The 20,612-nt window shown below is 42.9% G+C and carries 17 protein-coding genes; 9 read left to right on the top strand and 8 right to left on the bottom strand.

Translation table 11 applies throughout. The features are described from left to right. Positions 1-163 precede the first annotated feature (163 nt). The 3 genes from HOP08_03905 to HOP08_03895 form a co-directional block, all read right to left on the bottom strand. Positions 164-541, bottom strand: coding sequence for a hypothetical protein (locus tag HOP08_03905; GenBank protein ID NOT74049.1), 378 nt, complete (start codon positions 539-541; stop codon positions 164-166). 30 nt (positions 542-571) lie between these two features. Further along, positions 572-1,042, bottom strand: a complete 471-nt coding sequence (locus tag HOP08_03900; protein NOT74048.1) for a hypothetical protein — start codon at positions 1,040-1,042, stop codon at positions 572-574. Positions 1,043-1,227: 185 nt separating this feature from the next. Continuing rightward, entirely contained in the window at positions 1,228-1,845 is a 618-nt protein-coding gene (locus HOP08_03895) for a BON domain-containing protein (GenBank protein NOT74047.1), read from the bottom strand. Between the two features lie 241 nt (positions 1,846-2,086). Between HOP08_03895 and HOP08_03890 the strand changes: the two genes are divergently transcribed. Genes HOP08_03890 through HOP08_03880 form a run of 3 tightly spaced genes read left to right on the top strand, consistent with a single transcriptional unit; the run spans position 2,087 to position 7,808 of the window. Continuing rightward, positions 2,087-5,329 (top strand): efflux RND transporter permease subunit, encoded by a 3,243-nt coding sequence (locus tag HOP08_03890; protein ID NOT74046.1) that lies wholly within the window; start codon positions 2,087-2,089, stop codon positions 5,327-5,329. Between the two features lie 12 nt (positions 5,330-5,341). Beyond that, a complete protein-coding gene (locus HOP08_03885) occupies positions 5,342-6,451 on the top strand; it encodes an efflux RND transporter periplasmic adaptor subunit (GenBank protein NOT74045.1) in 1,110 nt (369 codons plus the stop codon). Between the two features lie 4 nt (positions 6,452-6,455). Then, positions 6,456-7,808: a TolC family protein gene (locus HOP08_03880; protein NOT74044.1), complete on the top strand. Its 1,353-nt coding sequence runs from the start codon at positions 6,456-6,458 to the stop codon at positions 7,806-7,808. Here the strand turns inward: HOP08_03880 and HOP08_03875 are convergent, their stop codons facing one another. Both HOP08_03875 and HOP08_03870 read right to left on the bottom strand, forming a co-directional pair. After that, the gene (locus tag HOP08_03875; GenBank protein ID NOT74043.1) at positions 7,809-9,080 is read right to left on the bottom strand and encodes an aminotransferase class V-fold PLP-dependent enzyme; all 1,272 of its coding nucleotides are present in this window, start codon (positions 9,078-9,080) and stop codon (positions 7,809-7,811) included. It abuts the gene before it with no gap. Between the two features lie 5 nt (positions 9,081-9,085). After that, positions 9,086-10,315 carry a cysteine desulfurase-like protein gene (locus HOP08_03870; protein ID NOT74042.1) on the bottom strand — a complete coding sequence of 410 codons (1,230 nt, stop codon included), beginning with the start codon at positions 10,313-10,315 and terminating at the stop codon, positions 9,086-9,088. Between the two features lie 137 nt (positions 10,316-10,452). On the opposite strand from HOP08_03870, the gene HOP08_03865 reads away from it, so the two are divergent. From HOP08_03865 to HOP08_03855, 3 genes are read left to right on the top strand one after another with little or no spacing between them, the layout of a single operon-like run. Continuing rightward, complete coding sequence (locus tag HOP08_03865; GenBank protein ID NOT74041.1) at positions 10,453-12,171, top strand: amidohydrolase family protein; 1,719 nt, start codon at positions 10,453-10,455, stop codon at positions 12,169-12,171. A 24-nt stretch (positions 12,172-12,195) separates the two neighbouring features. Then, the gene (locus HOP08_03860; GenBank protein ID NOT74040.1) at positions 12,196-13,569 is read left to right on the top strand and encodes an amidohydrolase family protein; all 1,374 of its coding nucleotides are present in this window, start codon (positions 12,196-12,198) and stop codon (positions 13,567-13,569) included. 11 nt (positions 13,570-13,580) lie between these two features. Further along, a complete protein-coding gene (locus HOP08_03855) occupies positions 13,581-14,894 on the top strand; it encodes an amidohydrolase family protein (GenBank protein ID NOT74039.1) in 1,314 nt (437 codons plus the stop codon). Positions 14,895-14,942: 48 nt separating this feature from the next. Here HOP08_03855 and HOP08_03850 read toward each other — a convergent pair whose 3' ends face one another. Continuing rightward, on the bottom strand, positions 14,943-15,737 hold the full coding sequence (locus HOP08_03850; GenBank protein NOT74038.1) for an RNA methyltransferase: 795 nt from the start codon (positions 15,735-15,737) through the stop codon (positions 14,943-14,945). Between the two features lie 134 nt (positions 15,738-15,871). Here HOP08_03850 and HOP08_03845 point away from each other — a divergent pair, with 134 nt between their 5' ends. Continuing rightward, positions 15,872-16,768, top strand: a complete 897-nt coding sequence (locus HOP08_03845; protein ID NOT74037.1) for a methyltransferase — start codon at positions 15,872-15,874, stop codon at positions 16,766-16,768. On the opposite strand, the gene HOP08_03840 is transcribed toward HOP08_03845, so the two are convergent. Further along, positions 16,765-17,475: a DUF2071 domain-containing protein gene (locus HOP08_03840; GenBank protein NOT74036.1), complete on the bottom strand. Its 711-nt coding sequence runs from the start codon at positions 17,473-17,475 to the stop codon at positions 16,765-16,767. The genes HOP08_03845 and HOP08_03840 overlap by 4 nt on opposite strands. Before the next feature lie 571 nt (positions 17,476-18,046). Between HOP08_03840 and HOP08_03835 the strand changes: the two genes are divergently transcribed. Both HOP08_03835 and HOP08_03830 read left to right on the top strand, forming a co-directional pair. After that, entirely contained in the window at positions 18,047-18,931 is an 885-nt protein-coding gene (locus HOP08_03835; protein NOT74035.1) for a serine hydrolase, read from the top strand. Positions 18,932-18,942: 11 nt separating this feature from the next. Continuing rightward, a complete protein-coding gene (locus HOP08_03830; protein NOT74034.1) occupies positions 18,943-19,791 on the top strand; it encodes a ThuA domain-containing protein in 849 nt (282 codons plus the stop codon). A 16-nt stretch (positions 19,792-19,807) separates the two neighbouring features. Here the strand turns inward: HOP08_03830 and HOP08_03825 are convergent, their stop codons facing one another. Then, positions 19,808-20,443, bottom strand: coding sequence for a fatty acid hydroxylase (locus HOP08_03825; GenBank protein ID NOT74033.1), 636 nt, complete (start codon positions 20,441-20,443; stop codon positions 19,808-19,810). Between the last annotated feature and the right edge of the window lie 169 nt (positions 20,444-20,612).

Raw genomic sequence — 20,612 nt, 5'->3', positions numbered from 1 at the left:
TTTTAGTCTATAGACGAGACAAAGGTGGTCCAGGGATACAGTCAAATCAACAAGAATGACGTGAGTTGTGGATTTAGTGTACTGAGTGTCGCCGATTTAAGGCAATTTGGGAATTAACAGGTTTCTGAGCCGATTTTAGGTCAGGGATGGGATTTTAATGGACTTAGATTTTCTTCTCTTCAATCTCAGTAATGATCTTCTCTTTTTTAATGTCGATCCGGATCATATTATAGAGACTCATATAAACATTGGCGATCCAGACAAGTGCAAAGCCGGCAATAACATATCCCCGCCAGCCATCCATCAGTAAATGAAATTCAGTTAAGACGAGCATGATGATGGTGATGTAGTGACTGAAGCAATATTCGCAGGTAAACAGGTAGAAGAATTTTCTCGCAAGGATGTTCTTACTTTCCTTGCTTCTTTTAACACAGTATTGATGGGGTTCGGAAAATATCTCTTCGTGGGTAACCGTCCATGCAATGCATGCAATGGGTATCGGTAAAATGAATAGCCAGATGATTTGTGATGTCAGGTCCATCATAAAATGCAATGGATCAATCCGGAATGTTTAAGCGAAAGCAGCCTGCCACTGATGAGCACCGTTTTCACGGAATGCCTTCAGTGTATAATGTGCTTTTTCAAGTTCATTTGTTTGACTTGTGATATCCTGAAGCGTTGCCACAGGAAGGAAAGACAGAGCTGTAGCGGTTCTATAGGTCTTCAAAGCATTGGATTCCATCACTTCACATTCTCTCAATTCAAAAGCCTTGCTTCCAAGTGAAACAACCTTCATAAAGTGTGAATATGCCTGAGACATCAGACTTCCTTTCTTAGGTGTATGAGGTGTTGCGCCATACGCTACTCTCCATTTGTTAAGGGTAGCAGTAAAGGTTTGAGCCTGTATAGCATATTGCATAAAGAACAATTTTGATTCAACATCCTTCGATTTTTCCGCAAGGTGCTTGTAGCGGTTAACGCGCTGATCATTGATGTCTGCCATTTTATCAAGGGCGAATAGGACTTGGGAAATCTGTTCCATATGCGAGGGATTTTGAGTTCGGTATATAAGGCTTCATAATCATGCCGGATAGGATGATTCGATTTTCCTCAGATTCTGGCCCTATGATTTTTTCGCTGTGGATTTTTCTCCTCAACCCGAAATTGATTCCACAAAAAAGCCATCCTGCTATGACGCAGGATGGCTTCTCAATCTCAACATTCGTATTAATGATGGGATCTTATCAGAGATTTATAGTGATGCTCTGATTCATTTTTATCGGATTGATTAAAGCTACTATCTACCCGAAGACGATTCTCAAGATGAATGACACCTGAAACCTGTTCGGCAAGATCTTCTGCCCTTCGTTTTTCTGATCTTTCAGCAACTGTCCCGGTTAATGTTACTTCCCCGGCTTTAACTGACACTTCAATATTGGAAGCGTCAACAAAATTGTCGTACGTAAGGCGATCATGGATATCTTCCTGAATTCGTTCGTCGGTACGCTTATATCCTTTAGGACCTTTTCCACGATGCAATCCTTCATTGGATTCCGGCCAGCGGGAGGTATTGTGATGTTCCTGTCTTCCGGAATTTTCCCAGATATATGCTTCATTATTAGTACGTCCCCAGGTTGGTTTCTCATCCTGATCAACGTCATACCGTGTACGCCTCTTGTCAGATGATTCATTATAAATACTATCCTGTTCGTTCCTGTCGTAATTTGAGTTCACGCGATCGAATTCACGTTGTGAGGTGTTCTGGGTAAAACTTCCATTTCCCCATTCACCATAATCATGTCTGCTACGGTTTCTTATGCCGAGCGATGGATAATTCGTTCTCATATGATTGTAATATTTGATTCAGTAGAGCAGGCAACAAAAAGTATTCCTGAAGAAATTAAGATAGTTTAAGGTTCTTGAATGTGTAATTATATACTCGGAAACCAGTCAGCAACCGTTTTCAATAACCGCTTATAAAATTAGAAGGAGAAGGGCTTGTTCTGGCGTTCTTTTACCATTTCATTTGTCCCTTCTGTCACCCTACAGGTGAGGATATTTTGCAAACCAGCATAGTCTAGCAAATATGTGGATCGTACGACTGGCTTTACGCAGACCCTATACTATCGGCGTATTGGCCTTTTTTATTCTCATCATGGGAGTGCTTTCCATCCGCAGGATGCTGGTCGATATCTTCCCGGTTATTGACATTCCTGTAGTTGCTATGGTGTGGTCTTACCCTGGACTTTCTGCCGACGAAGTTGAGAAGCGCGTCACACTCATCAGTGAAAGAGGAATATCAACAACTGTCAATAGAGTGGAGCGAATTGAATCACAATCCTATCCGGGCATAGCCTATCTTAAAGTTTATTTTCAACAGGGAACAGACATCGGTGCTGCCATTGCCCAGATGACTGCAGTGTCAAATACTTCCGTTCGAAACATGCCTCCAGGAATGCAGCCACCTGGAATTTTGCAGTTCAATGCTTCCAATCTCCCGGTAGCGCAGCTTACTCTCAGCAGTAAAACACTGACAGAAGATCGCATGTATGATTACGGTCTGAATTTTATCCGACTAAGACTTTTTACAATTCCGGGATTATCAACACCATGGCCGTATGGCGGTAAAACCCGTATGATCATAGTAGATGTTGATCCTGTTGCGTTGGGAGCAAAAGGTCTATCTCCATCAGACGTGCTCGCTGCTATTCAGGCTTCCAATGTGATTATCCCCGCTGGAACAGCACGAATCGGAGGTACGGAATATAATGTTGCTCTTAATTCAAGTGCTGAGACGATTGAACAATTTGGAGATATTCCTGTAAAGATTGTCAACGGAATTCCTGTCAGGCTTGGGGATGTTGCAAAAGTATCCGACAGCTTTGCGGATCAGACGAATATTGTAAGGGTAAATCGTAACCGGGCAACTTATCTCACGATCTTAAAGAAATCAAACGCTTCTACTCTTGCCGTGGTGGAAGCGGCGCGAGACATCATTCCCTCTATTAAAGAGGTTGCTCCGGAAGGACTGGACATGCAGGTTGACTTTGATCAATCTGTCTTTGTAAAAAATTCTATTGAGAGCGTTTTACACGAAGGAGTAGCAGCCTCTGTTCTTGTGTCACTTATGATATTGTTTTTCCTTGGAAGCTGGAGAAGTGTGATCATTGTTTGTACTTCGATACCACTGGCAATCCTCGTTTCCATCATAGGATTAAACCTTACTGGAAACTCAATTAACATCATGACCTTGGGAGGCCTTTCCCTTGCCATTGGTATGCTGGTGGACGATGCCACGGTTACGGTTGAAAATATTCACAGGAACAGACTATTGGGTAAACCTTTAACAGTAGCAATCCTCGATGGAGCACGCGAGATTTCTGTTCCGGCATTGATGGCTACTCTGGCTATTTGCATTGTATTCTTCCCAGTTATTCTGCTCACAGGTCCATCGCGATTCCTGTTTACACCTATGGCCTTGTCCGTTGTGCTGGCAATGCTTGCTTCCTATGTGTTGTCACGCACATTGGTGGTAACGCTTTCACGGATGTTCATGGAACACGAGCATCTTCATCATGATACATTGGCACCTGGTCATACAAAGCCGAAATTTTCACAGCGCTTTAATGCATGGAGAGATAAAGGATTCGATCGGTTCAGGGAAAGTTATGGAAGACTGCTCCACAGCATGTTGATCAACAAAAGATTTACGCTGACCGTCGCGATTCTTATCCTGGTATTTTCATCTGGTTTGTTATTTGTCGTGGGTACGGATTTCTTTCCATCAACCGATACGGGTTTGATGAAGCTCCATTTCAGGGCACCTTCAGGAACAAGGATTGAAGAAACCGAAAAACTTGTTGATCAGGCAGAAGACCGCATTCAACAGATCATTCCTGCTGACGAACTTCAGGCGATCAATGACATGATCGGCCAGCCGTCTTCTGTTAATACGGCTTTTGTGAGCACAGATAATTCAAGCGGAATGGACGCTGACATTCTTATCTCTTTAAAAGAAGGCCACAAGCCAACGCGCGAGTACATGCAGAAAATCCGTGATGACTTTAGTGTCAACTTCCCTGGATGCGTTGTTTATTTTCAGTCAGCGGATATTGTCACTCAGGTTCTGAATTTCGGATTATCATCACCAATTAATATTCAGGTACAGTTTCCTAACTATGTTGTCGCATATCAGTACGCGCGAAAGCTTCGTGATGAAGTGATGAAGATTCCCGGCACGCAGGACGTTAATATCCGGCAGGTATTGGATTATCCTACTCTGAAGTTGAATGTGGATCGTGTGCGTGCGGCTCAATTAGGTCTTACCCAAAGGGATGTTGCCAATGACATGCTGATATCACTGTCCTCAAGTTCACTGGTTTCTCCATCATTTTTTATCAACCCCTCCAATAATGTCAATTATCCTGTGGCAGTAAAGGTACCGATGGCTAAGCTGAATTCAGTAGAAAGATTGATGGCATCGCCCATTAATTCAGCCAACACACCTATTACCAGAAACAGTCCGCGTGGCTTATTGGATGTCCCCATGTCGCAGACACAATCATTGGGGAATATCTCGACGTTGTCAACAGAGAGCAGGTTTAATATTATCAGTCATTACACGGTGGCAAGAGTAATTGATATCAATTGCAACGTTGATGGACGTGATCTCGGTTCGGTCTCATCTGAAATTCAGGCGAAGATCGATGAGCTAAAAGATCTCCCTGCCGGAATGAAAATATCCGTTCGGGGACAAAGCCAGGAAATGAATAACTCGTTCCGCACGCTGGGACTGGGAATGGTGCTTGCCATTGCATTGGTCTATCTGCTGATGGTTGTTCTTTTTCAATCGTGGCTGGATCCATTCATCATAATGATTGCGGTTCCGGGTGCATTTGTTGGTATTTTGTGGATGCTGGCAATAACAGGAACGACGATCAATGTAGTATCGCTGATGGGTTCCATTGTTGCTATTGGAATAGCTGTTTCCAATTCGATCCTGTTGGTAAGTTTTGCAAACGAGATACGATTGAATTCAAGTATATCAGCATTCGATGCAGCATTGGAAGCAGGTAAAACAAGATTGCGTCCTGTGCTCATGACAGCCATTGCGATGGTGTTGGGGATGATTCCGATGGCAATTGGATCAGGAACGGGTGGTGAGCAAAATGCGCCGTTAGGTCGCGCAGTAATAGGAGGGTTGCTTGTGGCTACAGTCGTTACACTTTTTGTGGTTCCTGTTGTGTATTCGATTTTGCGTACGCAGGAGCCTCCGATACATACATTGGATTTAAAATTTGACGAAGAGTCTAAGGGAGCGGAGCAGTAAAAGTATTTTGTTATGGAACAATCAACGGAAACATCTTCACGAAAAATTATTATTGGCGGATTGGCGCTATTGATCCTGATTGCTGCAGGAGTGGTTCTTTTATTCTTCAAGCAAAGGATGGGTATTGCCGCGGAGCGTGAAGTTCGGGAGGCAAAAGTTCTGGCAGGTCCTACTGTAAAAGTTACAAAGGCAGCCCTGTCCAAAGGTGGCAGAGAGTTTACGCTGCTTGGTGAAGTAAGGCCTTTTCAATCTGTGACTTTATATGCCCGTACCAGCGGATACATGGATAGGATAAATGTTGATAAAGGTGATGTTGTCACCAAAGGTCAGGTGATTGCTACGATCATTGCGCCGGAAATTGATCAGGAGTATAATTCAATTGCTGCGGATGTTGAGAACAAAAAGAAGATACTAAGTCGCGATCAGTCGCTGCTGGAGAAAAATTTCATATCCTCTCAGGAAAAGGAACAATCCGAAACTGCATTGAGAATGTCAGAGGCGAGGTTAAGATCAATTACTGAGCAAAAGGAATACAGAACCCTTCGTGCTCCGTTTTCCGGAACCGTCACTGCCCGTTATGCTGATGCTGGTGCATTGCTGCAGAACGCTACCAATGCGTCATCAGGTGCTTTGCCGGTAGTAATGATATCTCAGTTGGATAAAGTAAGGATTTATGTCTATGTCGAGCAGAAAGACGCATCCTATATTAAAGTGGGCTATCCGGTGGAGGTGGTTCTTTTTGAAAATGCAACAGAGAAAATATCCGCCACGGTAACGCGCATCTCCGGTGAGCTTGACTCCAAAACCAAAATGATGCTGACAGAAATCGATCTTGATAATAAGGACAGTAAAGTCATTCCTGGAAGCTTTGTTCAGATAAGAATTCAATCACCCGGTGCACCGAAACTTCAGATGCCCCGTGAAGCTTTGATCATAAAGGATGGAAAATATTTTGTGGCAACACTCAACGCTGATAATGCTATTCATTTTCAATCTGTTAAAATAGGGGAGAACACGGGCGACAAAATTACCGTGCTGGAAGGTGTTACAGACAAAGAAACCATTGCTTTGAACATTGGCGACAGTCTTGAAGAAGGGCAAAAAGTTATCATTAAACCGTGATGTGATGACTGTGCGATCTTTCTTTTTTGTTTTTCTTCTTGTATCCATCCATGCTACTGCTCAGGATAGTTTGCGTACGCTGACATTTGAAGAGTCCATTCAAATTGCGTTGACAAACTCCACGGCAGTTTTGAAAGGAATGAACGCTGTTGAACAAACGGGAGCTCAGGTATTAGCCGCACATGGCCAGTTTTTACCCGATGCGGTTTTGGGAGGAACTTATTCTTATACAGGTGGGAATAATTTATTGACAGTCACTGCTCCAACTCTGGTAAATTCACAACGGACCAATATCAATTATCAGATTGTTAGCAGTATCAATATTTATAATGGGTATGCCAACCGCTCAGCGTTGAAAGCTGCTTTGCTTACCAAGGAGATAGCAGAGTTGTCACTGACAAGGGCACAGCAACAGATCAGGCTGGACATTACTCAGGCATATTTGCAGGTGGTGCTGGATAAAGAGATTGTCGCTTTCGCGGAACAGAACTTTCAAACTTCGCAGAAGCGGGAGAATCAACTGACGGAATTGGTGAATGTCGGAAGAAGACCTAAGTCTGATCTCTATCAGCAGCAATCCCAGACAAGCCTCGACCAGCAGTTTCTTACCAACTCCATTAACAAGCTGAACATCGACAGGATACTTTTGCTTCAACGACTCAGATTGGATCCCTCTAAGACCTATGAATTTTCCGGAATGATCATCGATGAAAGTCCATTGAACGATGCCTTTACCAATGAACAAACATTGATAAGACTTGCTCAGGAGCAACGGGTGGATCTGAAATCTTCCCAGCGCAATCAGGAGGCAGCAATATGGAATATCCGGAGAAGCAAGAGCGGATATCTTCCAAGGGTTTCAATGAGTGCAGGAGCATATGGTGTGGCGGCAAATTTTTCAAAGCTTTATATCGGAAACGTAAATAGTTTACCAGCTGACCAACGTTCATTTGGAACGCAATTAGGGGATCAGCTTTATGGCATCATGGCACTGAATGTCGGGTGGAATATTTTTGACAAGTACACTACGAAATCAAATGTTGCTTATGCAAGAGTGAATGCAAACAACGCCCGAATTGACTATGAGAATGTTAATCTTCAAATCGTTTCAGAGATACGTCAAGCTCTTGGAAACTACCGGACGGCGCTTCAGCAAACAGAAACCTCTGAGAAAGGACTTATTGCTGCCACGCAGGCTTTTGAAACATTGAACGGCCGGTACTCAGTGGGAGCCGCTAACTTTATCGAACTGTCAAATGCTCAGAATAATTTACTCTTGGCGAAACAGAATCGTGCACAGGCTGCTATCAGCTTATTCCTGCAAAAGAAAGTGATCGATTTCTATCTCGGGAATTGATTAAGCAGCCAGCTCGGTAATTGCTTTTACAAACTCGTCCAATTCCTTTGTCGTGGTGTAAACATTCGGTGTGATCCGGCATCCGTGTACGTTACCCGTTACTCCATCTCCAATAGAAACGGTATAGATCTTATATTTATTTAACAGGGTCTCTGCCAGCATGGAGGGTTTCATTCCTTTTATTCCAACGTTGGCGATCGCACAAGAGCGGGAGGGGTCTTCCGGAGTGTTGAGAACTACGTTGGGAAGGCTCCTGACTTTTGAAGTCCAGTAGTTCTGCAAGTAACGAAGTCGAGCTTCTTTTCTTTCTGCACCTATTTTCTGATAATAGTCAATAGCATTTGCAATAGCCAGATCGGTGTGAACAGGATGAGTTCCAATATGATTTAATCTTGATATGTCATCTTCTTTTCTTTCGCCTTCCGCCAGGAGCGGCCATATCTTTTCAATGTTCTCTTTCTTCACATAGAGAATTCCTGCACCTAGCGGAACGCTCAGCCACTTATGCAAACTCGCAGCATAGTAGTCGCAACCCAGATCCGGAATGGAAAACTTAATATGAGCAAATGCATGAGCTCCATCGACCATAACCTGAACGCCCTTACTGTGTGCCATGTCACAGATCTTCCTAACGGGTAGTATGTGTCCGGTGATGTTGATCATGTGAGCGATCATCATGAGTTTTGTCTTTGGCGTAATGGCTTTTGAATAGAGATCAACAATCTCTTCATCAGATTTAGGGTGATTGGGGACTGAAACTATTTTGTTAACGACTCCATGTTTCTTTTCCATCAATCTGAACATGTCCTGCATTGCTCCGTAATCCTGGATGGCAAAAACAGCTTCATCTCCTGCTTTCCATTTAAATCCACCGATGACCATATCCAAGGACTCGGTTGTGTTGCGCGTGATGATCAACTCATCTGTTGAACAACCAGCAACAGCGGCGAGCTTTGCAGCCATCTTCTTTTTGTTCTCATGCTGTACGGTGCGCATGTAATACGCTCCCTGAAAATTGATTTCACGGATATGCTGAATAAAATTTTCCAGGGTCTCCTGCGGAAGGATGCAGTAGTATCCATTCTCAAGATTGATGTAGTCGGTTTTGAGCTTGTACCCACCGCGGATCGCGAGCCAGAAATCTTCATCCTCAGCGACCTCTTCCGATGGAAGATGAATAACACTTCGGATTAATTTCTCCAATGCATCAAAAGATGTAATGCCGCCTAATCCCATCATGCTGGCACTTTTAAGAAATGCTCTTTTGTCCATAATTTTTAGTCTTTTATCTTCTTGACTGCTTCAATTACAAAATCAATCTCCTCTTTGGTATTGTAAACAGATATTCCCATTCGGGTAACTCCACCGGCCTCTGCAAGTCCCAGTACTTCCATTGCACGGATGGCGTAGAAATGCCCATCCCATGCACAAATGTTTTTCGCTGCAATCTGATTGCAGACAAACTCAGGCGTTTTTCCTTTCAATGTAAATGAAACTGTAGGAGTTCTTGAATCGGATGAAAAATCCTGACCAATCATTGTCACACCCTTTATCTTTTTCAAACCGGAATAAAGACGACTTGCCAGGGCATGCTCATGCTGTGCAATTAGTGAATAAGCATTCACAATTTTTTCGCGTTGTGAACTTCCTTTGCCAAGACTTGCAATAAAATCGACTGCAGCAGATACTCCTGCGAGAGCAGCATGATTTAATGTTCCTGTTTCAATACTGTACGGTGCCATTTGTTCTGTGGTTCTTAATCTTTCTGTTGGCAGCCTGTCAAGATTTCCCGGGCGACTATAAAGTATCCCGACATGAGGACCATAGAATTTATATGCAGAGCAAATCAAAAAATCACAACCAATCGTCTGAACATCAATCGGGAAGTGGGGTGCATAGTGAACAGCATCCAGCATCAGCCATGCATTATAACGATAGGTGAGTTCGCGGGCAAGCTTAAAATTATTAACAGTGCCAATACAATTGGAAGACATGCCCATGCAAACCAACCTTGTATTCTCATTCATTTTTGAAGAGAAGTCTTCGTAGTCCAGTGTACCATTTGAAAGAAGTTTGATCTCACGAACATTGATTCCTGAATCTCTTAGCGTAAGCCAGGGTCCACGATTGGCTTCGTGATCGAGTTGAGTTATTAAAACTTCATCACCAGGGTGGAGGAACTTTGACATAGCCCGGGCAAGTGCAAAATTCAATGTCGTCATATTCTGTCCAAGAGAAATTGTTTGCTTCCCTTCAGCATTCAGCAATGTTGCCATAGACTCACGGGCATTGCTGACGACAGTGTCTGTTTCACGAGTGGTGATAAATGCCCCATGCGTATTGGCATTGGAATTTTCATAATAGTGGACCATGCTATCAATTACACTTCCCGGAACCTGCGTACCGGCAGGACCGTCTATATAAATCAGAGGCTTGCCGTTATGCTTACGCTCCAGCGATGGGAATTTTTTGCGGATGACCTTGGAATCAAGAGGTGTGTTGGGCATAGGATGTCATTTGGTAGAAAAATAAAGAAATTTGGTGGCATTAACATCGGTAATTCACCACTCCTGTAAGCGGTTTGCGGGTCTGTGAGATTTCTTTTTACATTACCTTTTATTACCTAAAACCAAACCTAATTAGCATGAACTTGCGCTTTCGATGGATTGCCATCACGGTAGTCCTTTTATTGCCCTCCTGGCTTATCGCTCAGGACGAAAAAGATTTAAAGCCTGTTATCAGGACATACGCGATCACAAATGTTTCGATCATTCAGGGTCCCGGTCGTAAGATCGATAATGGAACCATTGTAGTGAAAGACGGTTTGATCGTTGGCGTTGGAAAAGGAATTTCAATTCCAGCAGAAGCAATCGTGATCAAAGCTGATTCTATGTTTGCCTATGCAGGCTTCATTGATGGACTTTCACGTGCAGGTGTCATCAAACCCAAGGAGGAAACCCGCGACAAAGTAAAGGATCCAGGTAATCCATCTCCTGAGCGGGCAGGAATAACACCGCAAGCTGATGTCCGCAATTCCCTAAACGCTTCTGATAAATCACTGGAAGAATTAAGGAACCTTGGATTTACAACGGCACAGGTTGTTCCTTATGGAAACTTCTTACCCGGGCAGGCTTCGATCGTCCTGACAGGTGCCGCTTCGGCAGATGCCATGGTGTTATTGAGTAAATCAGCTTTATACTCTGAACTTACTGGCGCGAATGGTGTCTACCCTGCAACGATACTGGGTGTGATGGCCAAATGGCGTGATCTGTATCGTCAGGCATCTTTGTCGAAATCATATGAATCAATGTATGCTTCAAACCGTGCGGGTCTTGAGCGCCCGGCGATGGACAGAACACTGGAAGCCTTTTACCCTGTGATCGATCAGAGATTACCGGTTCTTTTCAGGACTGAAAAATTCCTTGATGCTAATCGGGTATTGTCTTTAAAGAATGAATTGAATTTCTCAGTAGTAGTAGCAGACCTGAAAGATGGTTGGCCACTGATTACTAAACTGAAAGCTAACAATACAAAGGTGTTCCTGTCCCTTGACCTTCCTGAAGAAGTGAAGAAGGATGAGAAGAAAGACGAAAAGAAGGATGATAAAAAAGACGTCAAGAAAGAAGAAAAGAAGGAGCCTGAAAAACCAAAGACACCAGCTCAGCTTGAGAAGGATGGTCTTGACAAAAGAAGGGTAGAAGCAATCGCAAATTATTCTGCACAAGCCTCTAACTTCCAGAAGGCTGGCATTCCATTCGGATTTTCAACGATGTCTGCAAAAGCAAAGGATATTCCTGCCAACTTAAGAAGAATGATTGCGGCGGGTTTAACAGAAGATGCTGCACTTGCTGCGCTTACAACAACACCTGCTCAATTGCTTGGTCTTTCCGACAGAATGGGTACCATTGATAATGGCAAGATGGCCAACATGGTTATTACTGATAAATCTTATTTCAATGAAAAGGCAAAGGTTCGTTACGTATTTGTTGACGGAGCAATGTATAAGATGGAAGTGAAAGAAGTGAAGAAATCGGAAGGAACTGCGAAAGCGGAAATTGAAGGTACCTGGTCAACGGTTACTCAAAGTCCTCAGGGCAATTCTGATAACAAAGTTGTTTTCAAAAAAGAAGGATCAGGATATACAGGCACTATTTCTGGTGGAAGAATGCCTGCTCCGGTTGACTTAAAGGATATAACCCTGGATGGAACGACACTGACATTTAATTACACGCTGACCTTTGGGGCAAATGCTATCAAGGTGGAAGTGGAAGTTAGTATTGATGGTGATTCATTGAAAGGAACTTCTTCCGTGGGAAGCTTCGGAAGCTTTCCAACAGAAGGCACAAAGGATCCTAAAAACTGATTCGCAGATTTAAAAATCATGAACATGAAAAAAATATTTTTATCGATACTCGCAAGCTGTTTTCTTTTCGGTGCTTTCGCACAGATAGAAAGAGGAAACTTGCTGATCAAGAATGGTACCGTACTCACTATTACCAAAGGCAATCTGGAAAACACGGATGTGCTGGTAAAAGATGGTAAGATCAGCCAGATCTCAAAGAACATTGCTGCACCGGCTGGTGTGAAAGTAATTGATGCAACAGGTTTATATGTGATGCCTGGAATCATTGATGCTCACTCTCATATTGGACTGGATGCCATCAATGAAGGAACAAATGCCATTACACCAGAAGTGTTTACGGCAGATGCTATCAATCCTTTTCAAATGTCAATCTATCGTGCACTTGCGGGTGGATGTACTACATCCCATGCATTGCATGGTTCAGCCAACTCTATCGGTGGACAGTCACAAACAATCAAGCATCGCTACGGAACTTTTGATCCGGATGTGATGAAGTTCGATGGAGCTCCACGCACGATCAAATTTGCGTTGGGAGAAAATCCAACCGGCCACGGTCGTCGTGATGGAGTACAGCCACAATCAAGAATGGGAGTGGAGTTTGTAATTCGTCAGGCGTTTTCGGAAGCAAAGCAATACATGGAGAAATGGGATACATACAATAAGAACAAGGCGGTGAAGGGTTTCCGTGGAAATCCCCCTGCTTATAGCCTTCGCTACGAAACCCTCGCAGACATTCTGAAAGGAAAGATCATCGTTCATTGCCACAGCTATCGCGCTGATGAAATTCAAATGGTGTTGAAAGTGTTTAAAGATTTCGGAATCAAGAAGCTTGTATTCCAGCATACGAATGAAGGCTTCAAAGTTGCTCCTGAAATTGCAGCCGCCGGAGCAATGGCATCTGTATTCTCCGACTGGTGGCAGTATAAGCTTGAGGTTTACTATGCTACTTCTTACAATGCAGCTATCCTGGTAAAGAACGGTGTGGTTACTTCTATCAATTCAGATTCTCCTGATCTCATCCGTCATTTGTATCATGAGGCTGGTAAGACCCAGAAGTATGGTAACCTTACAGATGAGGAGGCCTTGAATCTGATTACAATCAATCCTGCTAAACAGTTAGGTATTGAAAACAGAGTAGGTTCTCTGGAGGTAGGTAAAGATGGAGACCTGGCGATTTTCAAGAATCATCCTCTTTCTGTTTATGGTGTTCCACAATATTCGATTGTTGATGGTATCGTTCGATTTGATCGTGCTAATGATAAAGCCGATATGCGATTGATGCCAGATCCTAAGGAAGCAATTGATGTTACTTTTTATACGAATGGTCATGATCATGACAACTGCATGCAAGGAATGGAATCCCTGCTGGGTCTTGATCAAAGTGCTAACAAAAATTAATTCAGATCAAGATGAAGAAAATTCAATCAATATCCGGAATCGTTATCGCGGCAATTTGCTTTATCGTTCTACACGTTGAAGCACAATCCCCGAAAGCAAAGAACGGCACCTTCGCGTTGACAAATGCAACGATCGAAACGGTAACAAAAGGAACAATCACTAACGGAACCGTCGTTATCAGCAATGGTAAGATAACGGCCGTTGGAACAAGCGTCACTGTGCCACAGGGTGCAGAAGTGATCGATTGCAAGGGACAGACTATCTATCCCGGCATGATCGATGGTGGAACCCGCATCGGTCTTCTCGAAATTGGTCAGATCCCCCAGGCTTCTGATCAGCAGGAGGAAGGTGATGTGATCCCACAGATGAAAGCTCTGACAGCGATCAACCCAAATGCTACTGCTATCCCTATTACTCGCATCAGTGGTGTAACAACTGTACTGACTTCTCCAGAAGGTGGTTTGCTTCCTGGAACTGCAGCACTGGTGAATTTATTCGGTTATACACCGGATCAGATGTATGCTGGCTTTGAAGGTGTAATCGTTTCATTCCCGAATACAGGTCGCAGAGGTTTCTTTGACCGGAGAACAGATGATGAGATTAAAAAAGGTTCTGAGAAAGCATTGAAGCTTTTAAATGACGTTTGGGAAAAAGCATGGCAGTATCATAAGTTGGACTCAACTACTAAGGGAAAAGGTGTTGCTTATTATCCTGAGATGCAGGCGATGCTTGGTGTGGTAAGAGGAAAGATGCCTTTGCTGATAGAAGTCAATGCACAAAAGGATATTCAGGCTGCATTGAAATGGATCAAAGAGAAGAAAATAAAGAACGTGATTCTTACGGGAGTGACAGAAGGATGGCGTGAGGCAGAAAATATTGCCAAAGCAAACATTCCTGTTCTCACCGGTCCTGTGATTGGAATTCCGACCCGTGACTATGATCGCTATGATGCTGTCTATGCTAATCCAGGTCTGATGAAGAAAGCGGGAGTAAAGGTTGCGATCCGTTCTCAGGAAGATGGAAACGGAAACTATCGCAACCTTCCATATCACGCAGGCTTTGCAGTAGCGTATGGAATGAACAAGGAAGATGCTCTTAAGGCAATTACGATTGTTCCTGCTGAGATATTTGGTGTAAGTGATAAGCTTGGTTCAATTGAAGTTGGCAAGAACGCAACCCTGTTCATTTGCAATGGTGACATCTTTGAAACTAAAACACTGGTGAGCAATGTGTTCATCGACGGATACATGATGCCGATGCAAAGCCGTCAGACATTATTGTATGATGAATTTTTGAAGCGCGAGCCTGGAGTGAATAAGAACTGATCGATTTAAGATTTGAAATCAGAGCAGCCTGAAAGGGTTGCTCTTTTTTTATGCCTTACGCTGACGTACTGCCTCAAACACCACCACTGCTGTGGCTGTGGATACATTCATTGAATCGATCTTACCCTGCATTGGGATTATAATATTGGTTCCTGAATTCTTTACCCATTCATCAGATAATCCCGTTGCTTCGGTTCCCATGACAATGGCAGAAGGGATTTTAAAATCAACCTCGCTGTATGGCTTTGAAGCTTTGAGATAGGTGCAATAGATCGCAATGTTATTCTTCTTTAAGAAGGCAATCGTTTCTGCTGAACTTGCAGAGGCAACTTGCTTCGTGAAAATGCAACCCAGACTGGAACGCACAACATTGGGATTATAGAAATCAGTTTGTGGATCACAAATGATAACAGCATCCACACCAGCGGCATCACTGGTCCGCAAGATAGCGCCGAGGTTGCCTGGCTTCTCTACAGACTCCAGTACCAGTACTAATGGATTTTTGCTGAGTGAAATTTCTTCAAGGCGATGTGCCTTCATTTCCGCGACAGCGATCACTCCACCGGAATTTTCACGCACGGCGATTTTATCAAAGACCTCCTGGGTCACCGGAACCAGAAATTTGTCATCGAGCCCGAGAGCATGCAAATCCCTTTCCGGGAAAATATCAACACAATAAAACAGGTTGCCAATCTTATAACCGGCCTTGAGGGCCATGCCAATTTCTTTTTTTCCTTCAATGATAAAGAGTTGCTGTTTCCTTCTTTCCCGGGGTTTTTCCAATGCAAGAAGGCTCTTGACTTTTGGATTTTGCGTGCTGGTGATGACCGTTCCGGGTTTCATGGCTGCAAAGGTGCAAATGTTCTGGTGAAGAGCCAACCGATTGACTCATCTCATCGTGATGTAATTATCCGAAGCGAGGGTTATTATTTCGCAAAGGGGGCACATTCATTACCTTTACTCTATTAATAATAAAGATGAAGCTCCTCTATCCCTCTTCCTGGCAAGAGTATGAACTCCTGGACTCCGGTGATTATGAAAAACTTGAGCGTTTTGGAAAGTACATTCTGATACGTCCTGAGCCGCAAGCCATCTGGCAGAGATCGATGCCTGATCAGGAATGGAAACGAATTGCACATGCCCATTTTTCCCGTGAGCAGAGTGATAAGTTTCGCTTCACGGATGAGGTAAAAGGTGGCTGGAAGAAACTTAAGGAGATACCTGAGAGCTGGCAGATCAATTACAGCTATAATAATCTGAATCTTACACTTCGACTTGCGTTAACGGGCTTTGGGCACGTTGGAATATTTCCTGAGCAGGGGCAGAACTGGAATTTTATCTACGATACCATTCAACGATGGAATGCTCCGAAATCAAAAGTCTTGAATTTGTTTGCATACACGGGTGCTGCTTCTGTTGTGGCGCGTTCTGCTGGAGCAGATGTTACGCATGTGGATGCATCACGCCCGGGTTTGAATTGGGCAAATCAGAATATGCAAAACAATAATCTTGAGAATATCCGTTGGGTATATGAAGATGCGTTCAAGTTTGCAAAGCGTGAAGCCAAGCGAGGAAACAAGTACAATGGAATCATTATGGATCCGCCGCCGTATGGTCGGGGACCAGAAGGTGAGAAGTGGACTTTACAGGAACAACTGAATGAGTTGGTAAAGCTCAGTAAGGAATTGCTGGTAGAGAAGCAGTCCTTCTTTATTCTTTCCATGTATGCTGTAGGACTTTCTGCAACGGTGGGCCGTAACGTTGTGCTCAGTCATTTCACACCCACGGAAGAAGAGTTTGGTGAGTTTTATCTCAACTCAAAGCAGGGAAAGAATCTTCCAATGGGAACGTTTGTGCGTTTCAGAAATTTCTAAAGTTCGACTCCACGTTTTACTTCGATCTCGGATCCCTCTGCAAGGAACACAGAAGATGGCTTTTGCTGATTGAGAAATCCGAAATCCGGTCCATAAATTTTCCCGAAGTCTACATCAATGGAATAGCTTTTTGTTTTGTACACCTGCCAGCGTGGATGCTCAACGCCATACTCCAATGTTCTATTCCCGATTTTCTTTGCGTATCCCCAATAGTGTTCGGTAATAAACTCCTCTTCACTTCCTTCAGCGATATCGTATGGTTCCTTGCTGGTGATTACAGTCAGTGAATTCCAGTGCTGTTTTTTCCAACGATAGGTTGTCTGCAGAGAATTGCCATCGATCTCATGAATGTGATCCATCGGCATGCATTCATAATTCTCACCGTAGATCGTATTGGCAACCCAGGTAATGGCGCTCCGTGGAACGATCTCTTTCATAAAGACAACACCGCGCTTCCAATTTCCATTCTCATTGAATCTTACATAGAATCTTAAATTGACTTCTTCAAAATTGGTATGGAAGGGAACCTTGATGCCAAGCACACTTGTCTCTTCAAACATAAATCCAACAAGACTTACGTAGCATTTGTTTTCCCACAGATCAATTTCTGTTTTATAAGGAAGATAGGGTTCAAGAATTTTGGCATCAATTTCATAATTCGCCATGGCAAGTTTTCGCCACTCAGCTTTTAGAAAAGTTCTTATCATTCTTTTGAAATTATAAGGGTAGCTATATATTCAGATTGATCGATCGCTGTTGACCCGGGATATGGATCAAGAGACACGAGTATTATTCTATAGTGGTTGATGACAGAATCTCTTTGGTTTGGATTTAGATGGAGATCGAGAGGTGATGGGGTATTCGAAATAAAAACGAGTTCTACCGCAGCATCACCTCCCCAGATGCAAAATGCATTGATGGGACAGCGGGAATCGTCTTTAACCTTATTCATGGAAAGAGATATTCTCTCGTTAAAGTTTGAAACAGTTTCTCCGACTTTGAGGGTGAATTGCTGATTGAGTATTATTGATTTATGATCAGACTGGCACCCAATGAAAGTTAAGGATAATATTAATAGTAAAATTATACTCTCGGATTTCATTATACTTTTAAACGGATTCATAGGACATTTAGTATGGTAATTGTTAAACACCTGTGAATCATCCAATCAAATTTAACGGGATAATTCTATCATTAGACACAGAAATTTCCCATTTGGTTGGATTGGTAATTGATTTGATTATTCATTTTTAGTTGAAAAGACTATTTTAGAGATATATGAGATACGTATTCCTGATCCTGCTTCTCTCTATCGTTTTCAGCTGTCAGTCCAAAAAAGAACAGTTGAAAGAGCAAATTGTTACCACCCTTCAAAGTGTTGAGGGCAATTTTGCCGTTGCTTTTAAGGATCTCAGCACGGGAGAGGAGATTCTTTTAAATGAAAGGGAATCATTTCATCCTGCCAGCACTATGAAGACTCCGGTGATGATCGAGGTTTTCAGGCAGGCATCAGAAGGAAAGTTCTCTATGAAGGATTCAATTCTTGTGAAGAATGAATTCAAAAGCATTGCTGACAGTAGCACCTATACACTAACTGCAAAAGATGATAGTGAACCTGAACTTTATAGAATGATTGGAAGAAAGGCAACCATTCAGGATGTTGTGTACAGGATGATCACGAGCAGTAGTAACTTGGCAACGAATATCCTGATCGAAAAAATAGACGCCAGGAAGGTAACACAGACAATGCGCGATCTCGGAGCAAAAGATATCCAGGTACTTCGCGGAGTGGAGGATAATGCTGCTTTTAAAAAAGGTCTCAATAATTCTACCACTGCCTATGACCTCATGGTCATCTTTGAAAAAATTGCGGAGGGCAAGGCGGTGAATGAAAAGGCAAGCAAAGAGATGATTGATATTTTATTGGACCAAAAGTGGAATGATCTTATTCCTCTGAAACTTCCCAAAGGAACAAAGGTGGCTCACAAGACGGGCTGGATTACTGGTGTTCATCACGACTCAGGTATTGTATACCTGCCGAATGGCAAAAGCTATGTGCTTATATTATTGTCGAAGAATCTGAAGGATGAGGAAAAGGGAAAGGCTGGGCTGGCAAGAATTTCTGAAATGATCTATGAGTACGAAGACCTGACACGAAAGTAATTTTAAATACTATGAGTAATCGCAGAGAATTTCTTTCAACATCTTTAGCACTAGGAACTGTTGCTGCTGTTTTGCCATTAACAACCCTTGCTCACAATGATTCTTTTAATTCCTTGCCCCTTCCATCATTAAAGGGAAGAAATATTCTCTTCACATACGGCGGCTGGGATGGACATGAACCTGAGAAATTCGCAAACTATTTTATTTCATGGTTGAAGGATGAAGGTGCTGAGGTTCAGGTATTCACCACACTTGATCCATATTCCGATCAAATACTGATGGATAGAATTGATCTGGTAATACAGATTTTTACGATGTCTAAAATCAGTAAAGAGCAGGAGGCCGGATTGTTACGCGCTATAGGAAGAAACGGTACAGCCATGGCAGGCTGGCACGGAGGTATGGGAGATTCATTCCGGGATAATCCCGACTATCAGTTTATGGTGGGAGGACAGTGGGTCGCACACCCGGGAGGAGTTATAGATTATGATGTTAAGATTGTCAATCACTCAGATGATGTGACGAAGGGACTTAAGGATTTTAAAATGAAGAGTGAGCAATATTATATGCACATCGATCCTAATGTTAAGGTATTGGCCACTACGAAATTCACAGGAGCTGTTAAGAATGATGAGAACAGCGCGTGGCAACCTGACTATTCATTTATTAATGGAACGGTCATGCCCGTCGCCTGGAAAAAGATGTATGGAAAAGGAAGGGTATTTTACAATTCTCTTGGTCACAACCTCGATCATGTTACCAGTGTATCTGATGCAATGGAAATGATGAAGAGAGGAATTAAATGGGCAAGTGCCAGTAAATACGAATCGACGGAAAAGTTAGTTAACCCGGCCTACTAAGAAAATTGTTACAGCATTAGTTCTCTGCTTCTTCTCTTCTCTTTCTGAAATCCGAGAATAGCATTAAATCCCACAACTTGGTTGTCACTCCATATCCTCTGGAAGGATCCTGATAATGGTGAGTCATGTGGTGCTGCTTCATCTTTTTCCAAAGTCCGCTTTTGAAGTTGGCGTGATGAAGTGCATAATGAGAGATGTCATAGCAGAGGTATCCCACAATGAAGGCGGCAAAGAAGCTGTAGAGATATTCAACAGGGATCAGCCATGCAAAGAGAAAGTAAAAACCAGTGGCTAATGGAATGCTCACGGATGGTGGTAGTACTAAACGGTTTGCGTCATTTGGATAATCATGGTGAACACCGTGAAATATAAAATGAAGTCTTAATCCCCACTTTGAATCTGGCACAAAATGGAAAACGAATCGATGAAGTATATATTCAGTGCCAGACCATATTAAAAGTCCTGCGGTGATACTGATGATATAAGACAGAAGTGTTGGTTGAACGGTTGTTGATTTCCAGCCAAAATATGTCACAACCGGAACGAATACCCAGAGCGGCACTGACCAATGCACTTTTGACAGCGCTTCCATCCAGTCCGCTTTGAACATACGGGTTGATTCTGTGGAGTTGGAGACAAACGTCGTTTTCATTGAATTTTAGAGGATTCGAACTGCAAAGTTACGGAATGATTTGTTGATTTGAGAGATCAATGATTTGAAAATTAGATGATATCAGGAAGGGCTGGATTTGGGAATGAGTCTTACTTCTCTTTCAATAATTGCTTCATTCTTTCAGTTTATAAGAAGGGAATTCTCTCTT

The organism is Cyclobacteriaceae bacterium, from assembly GCA_013141055.1.
In the GTDB taxonomy this organism is placed as follows: Bacteria; Bacteroidota; Bacteroidia; order Cytophagales; family Cyclobacteriaceae; genus ELB16-189.
Note: the sequence above shows the minus strand (reverse complement) of the source record. Positions and strands in the feature narration are given on the sequence as shown.

What these genes read in the sequence shown, in the direction of transcription:
- HOP08_03875 (NOT74043.1), bottom strand. Translation starts at nt 9,080, where the DNA reads ATGGACAAAAGAGCATTTCTTAAAAGTGCCAGCATGATGGGATTAGGC.
- HOP08_03835 (NOT74035.1), top strand. Translation starts at nt 18,047, where the DNA reads ATGAGATACGTATTCCTGATCCTGCTTCTCTCTATCGTTTTCAGCTGT.
- HOP08_03905 (NOT74049.1), bottom strand. Translation starts at nt 541, where the DNA reads ATGGACCTGACATCACAAATCATCTGGCTATTCATTTTACCGATACCC.
- HOP08_03830 (NOT74034.1), top strand. Translation starts at nt 18,943, where the DNA reads ATGAGTAATCGCAGAGAATTTCTTTCAACATCTTTAGCACTAGGAACT.
- HOP08_03870 (NOT74042.1), bottom strand. Translation starts at nt 10,315, where the DNA reads ATGCCCAACACACCTCTTGATTCCAAGGTCATCCGCAAAAAATTCCCA.
- HOP08_03825 (NOT74033.1), bottom strand. Translation starts at nt 20,443, where the DNA reads ATGAAAACGACGTTTGTCTCCAACTCCACAGAATCAACCCGTATGTTC.
- HOP08_03885 (NOT74045.1), top strand. Translation starts at nt 5,342, where the DNA reads ATGGAACAATCAACGGAAACATCTTCACGAAAAATTATTATTGGCGGA.
- HOP08_03890 (NOT74046.1), top strand. Translation starts at nt 2,087, where the DNA reads ATGTGGATCGTACGACTGGCTTTACGCAGACCCTATACTATCGGCGTA.
- HOP08_03855 (NOT74039.1), top strand. Translation starts at nt 13,581, where the DNA reads ATGAAGAAAATTCAATCAATATCCGGAATCGTTATCGCGGCAATTTGC.
- HOP08_03840 (NOT74036.1), bottom strand. Translation starts at nt 17,475, where the DNA reads ATGATAAGAACTTTTCTAAAAGCTGAGTGGCGAAAACTTGCCATGGCG.
- HOP08_03865 (NOT74041.1), top strand. Translation starts at nt 10,453, where the DNA reads ATGAACTTGCGCTTTCGATGGATTGCCATCACGGTAGTCCTTTTATTG.
- HOP08_03880 (NOT74044.1), top strand. Translation starts at nt 6,456, where the DNA reads ATGACTGTGCGATCTTTCTTTTTTGTTTTTCTTCTTGTATCCATCCAT.
- HOP08_03860 (NOT74040.1), top strand. Translation starts at nt 12,196, where the DNA reads ATGAAAAAAATATTTTTATCGATACTCGCAAGCTGTTTTCTTTTCGGT.
- HOP08_03845 (NOT74037.1), top strand. Translation starts at nt 15,872, where the DNA reads ATGAAGCTCCTCTATCCCTCTTCCTGGCAAGAGTATGAACTCCTGGAC.
- HOP08_03895 (NOT74047.1), bottom strand. Translation starts at nt 1,845, where the DNA reads ATGAGAACGAATTATCCATCGCTCGGCATAAGAAACCGTAGCAGACAT.
- HOP08_03900 (NOT74048.1), bottom strand. Translation starts at nt 1,042, where the DNA reads ATGGAACAGATTTCCCAAGTCCTATTCGCCCTTGATAAAATGGCAGAC.
- HOP08_03850 (NOT74038.1), bottom strand. Translation starts at nt 15,737, where the DNA reads ATGAAACCCGGAACGGTCATCACCAGCACGCAAAATCCAAAAGTCAAG.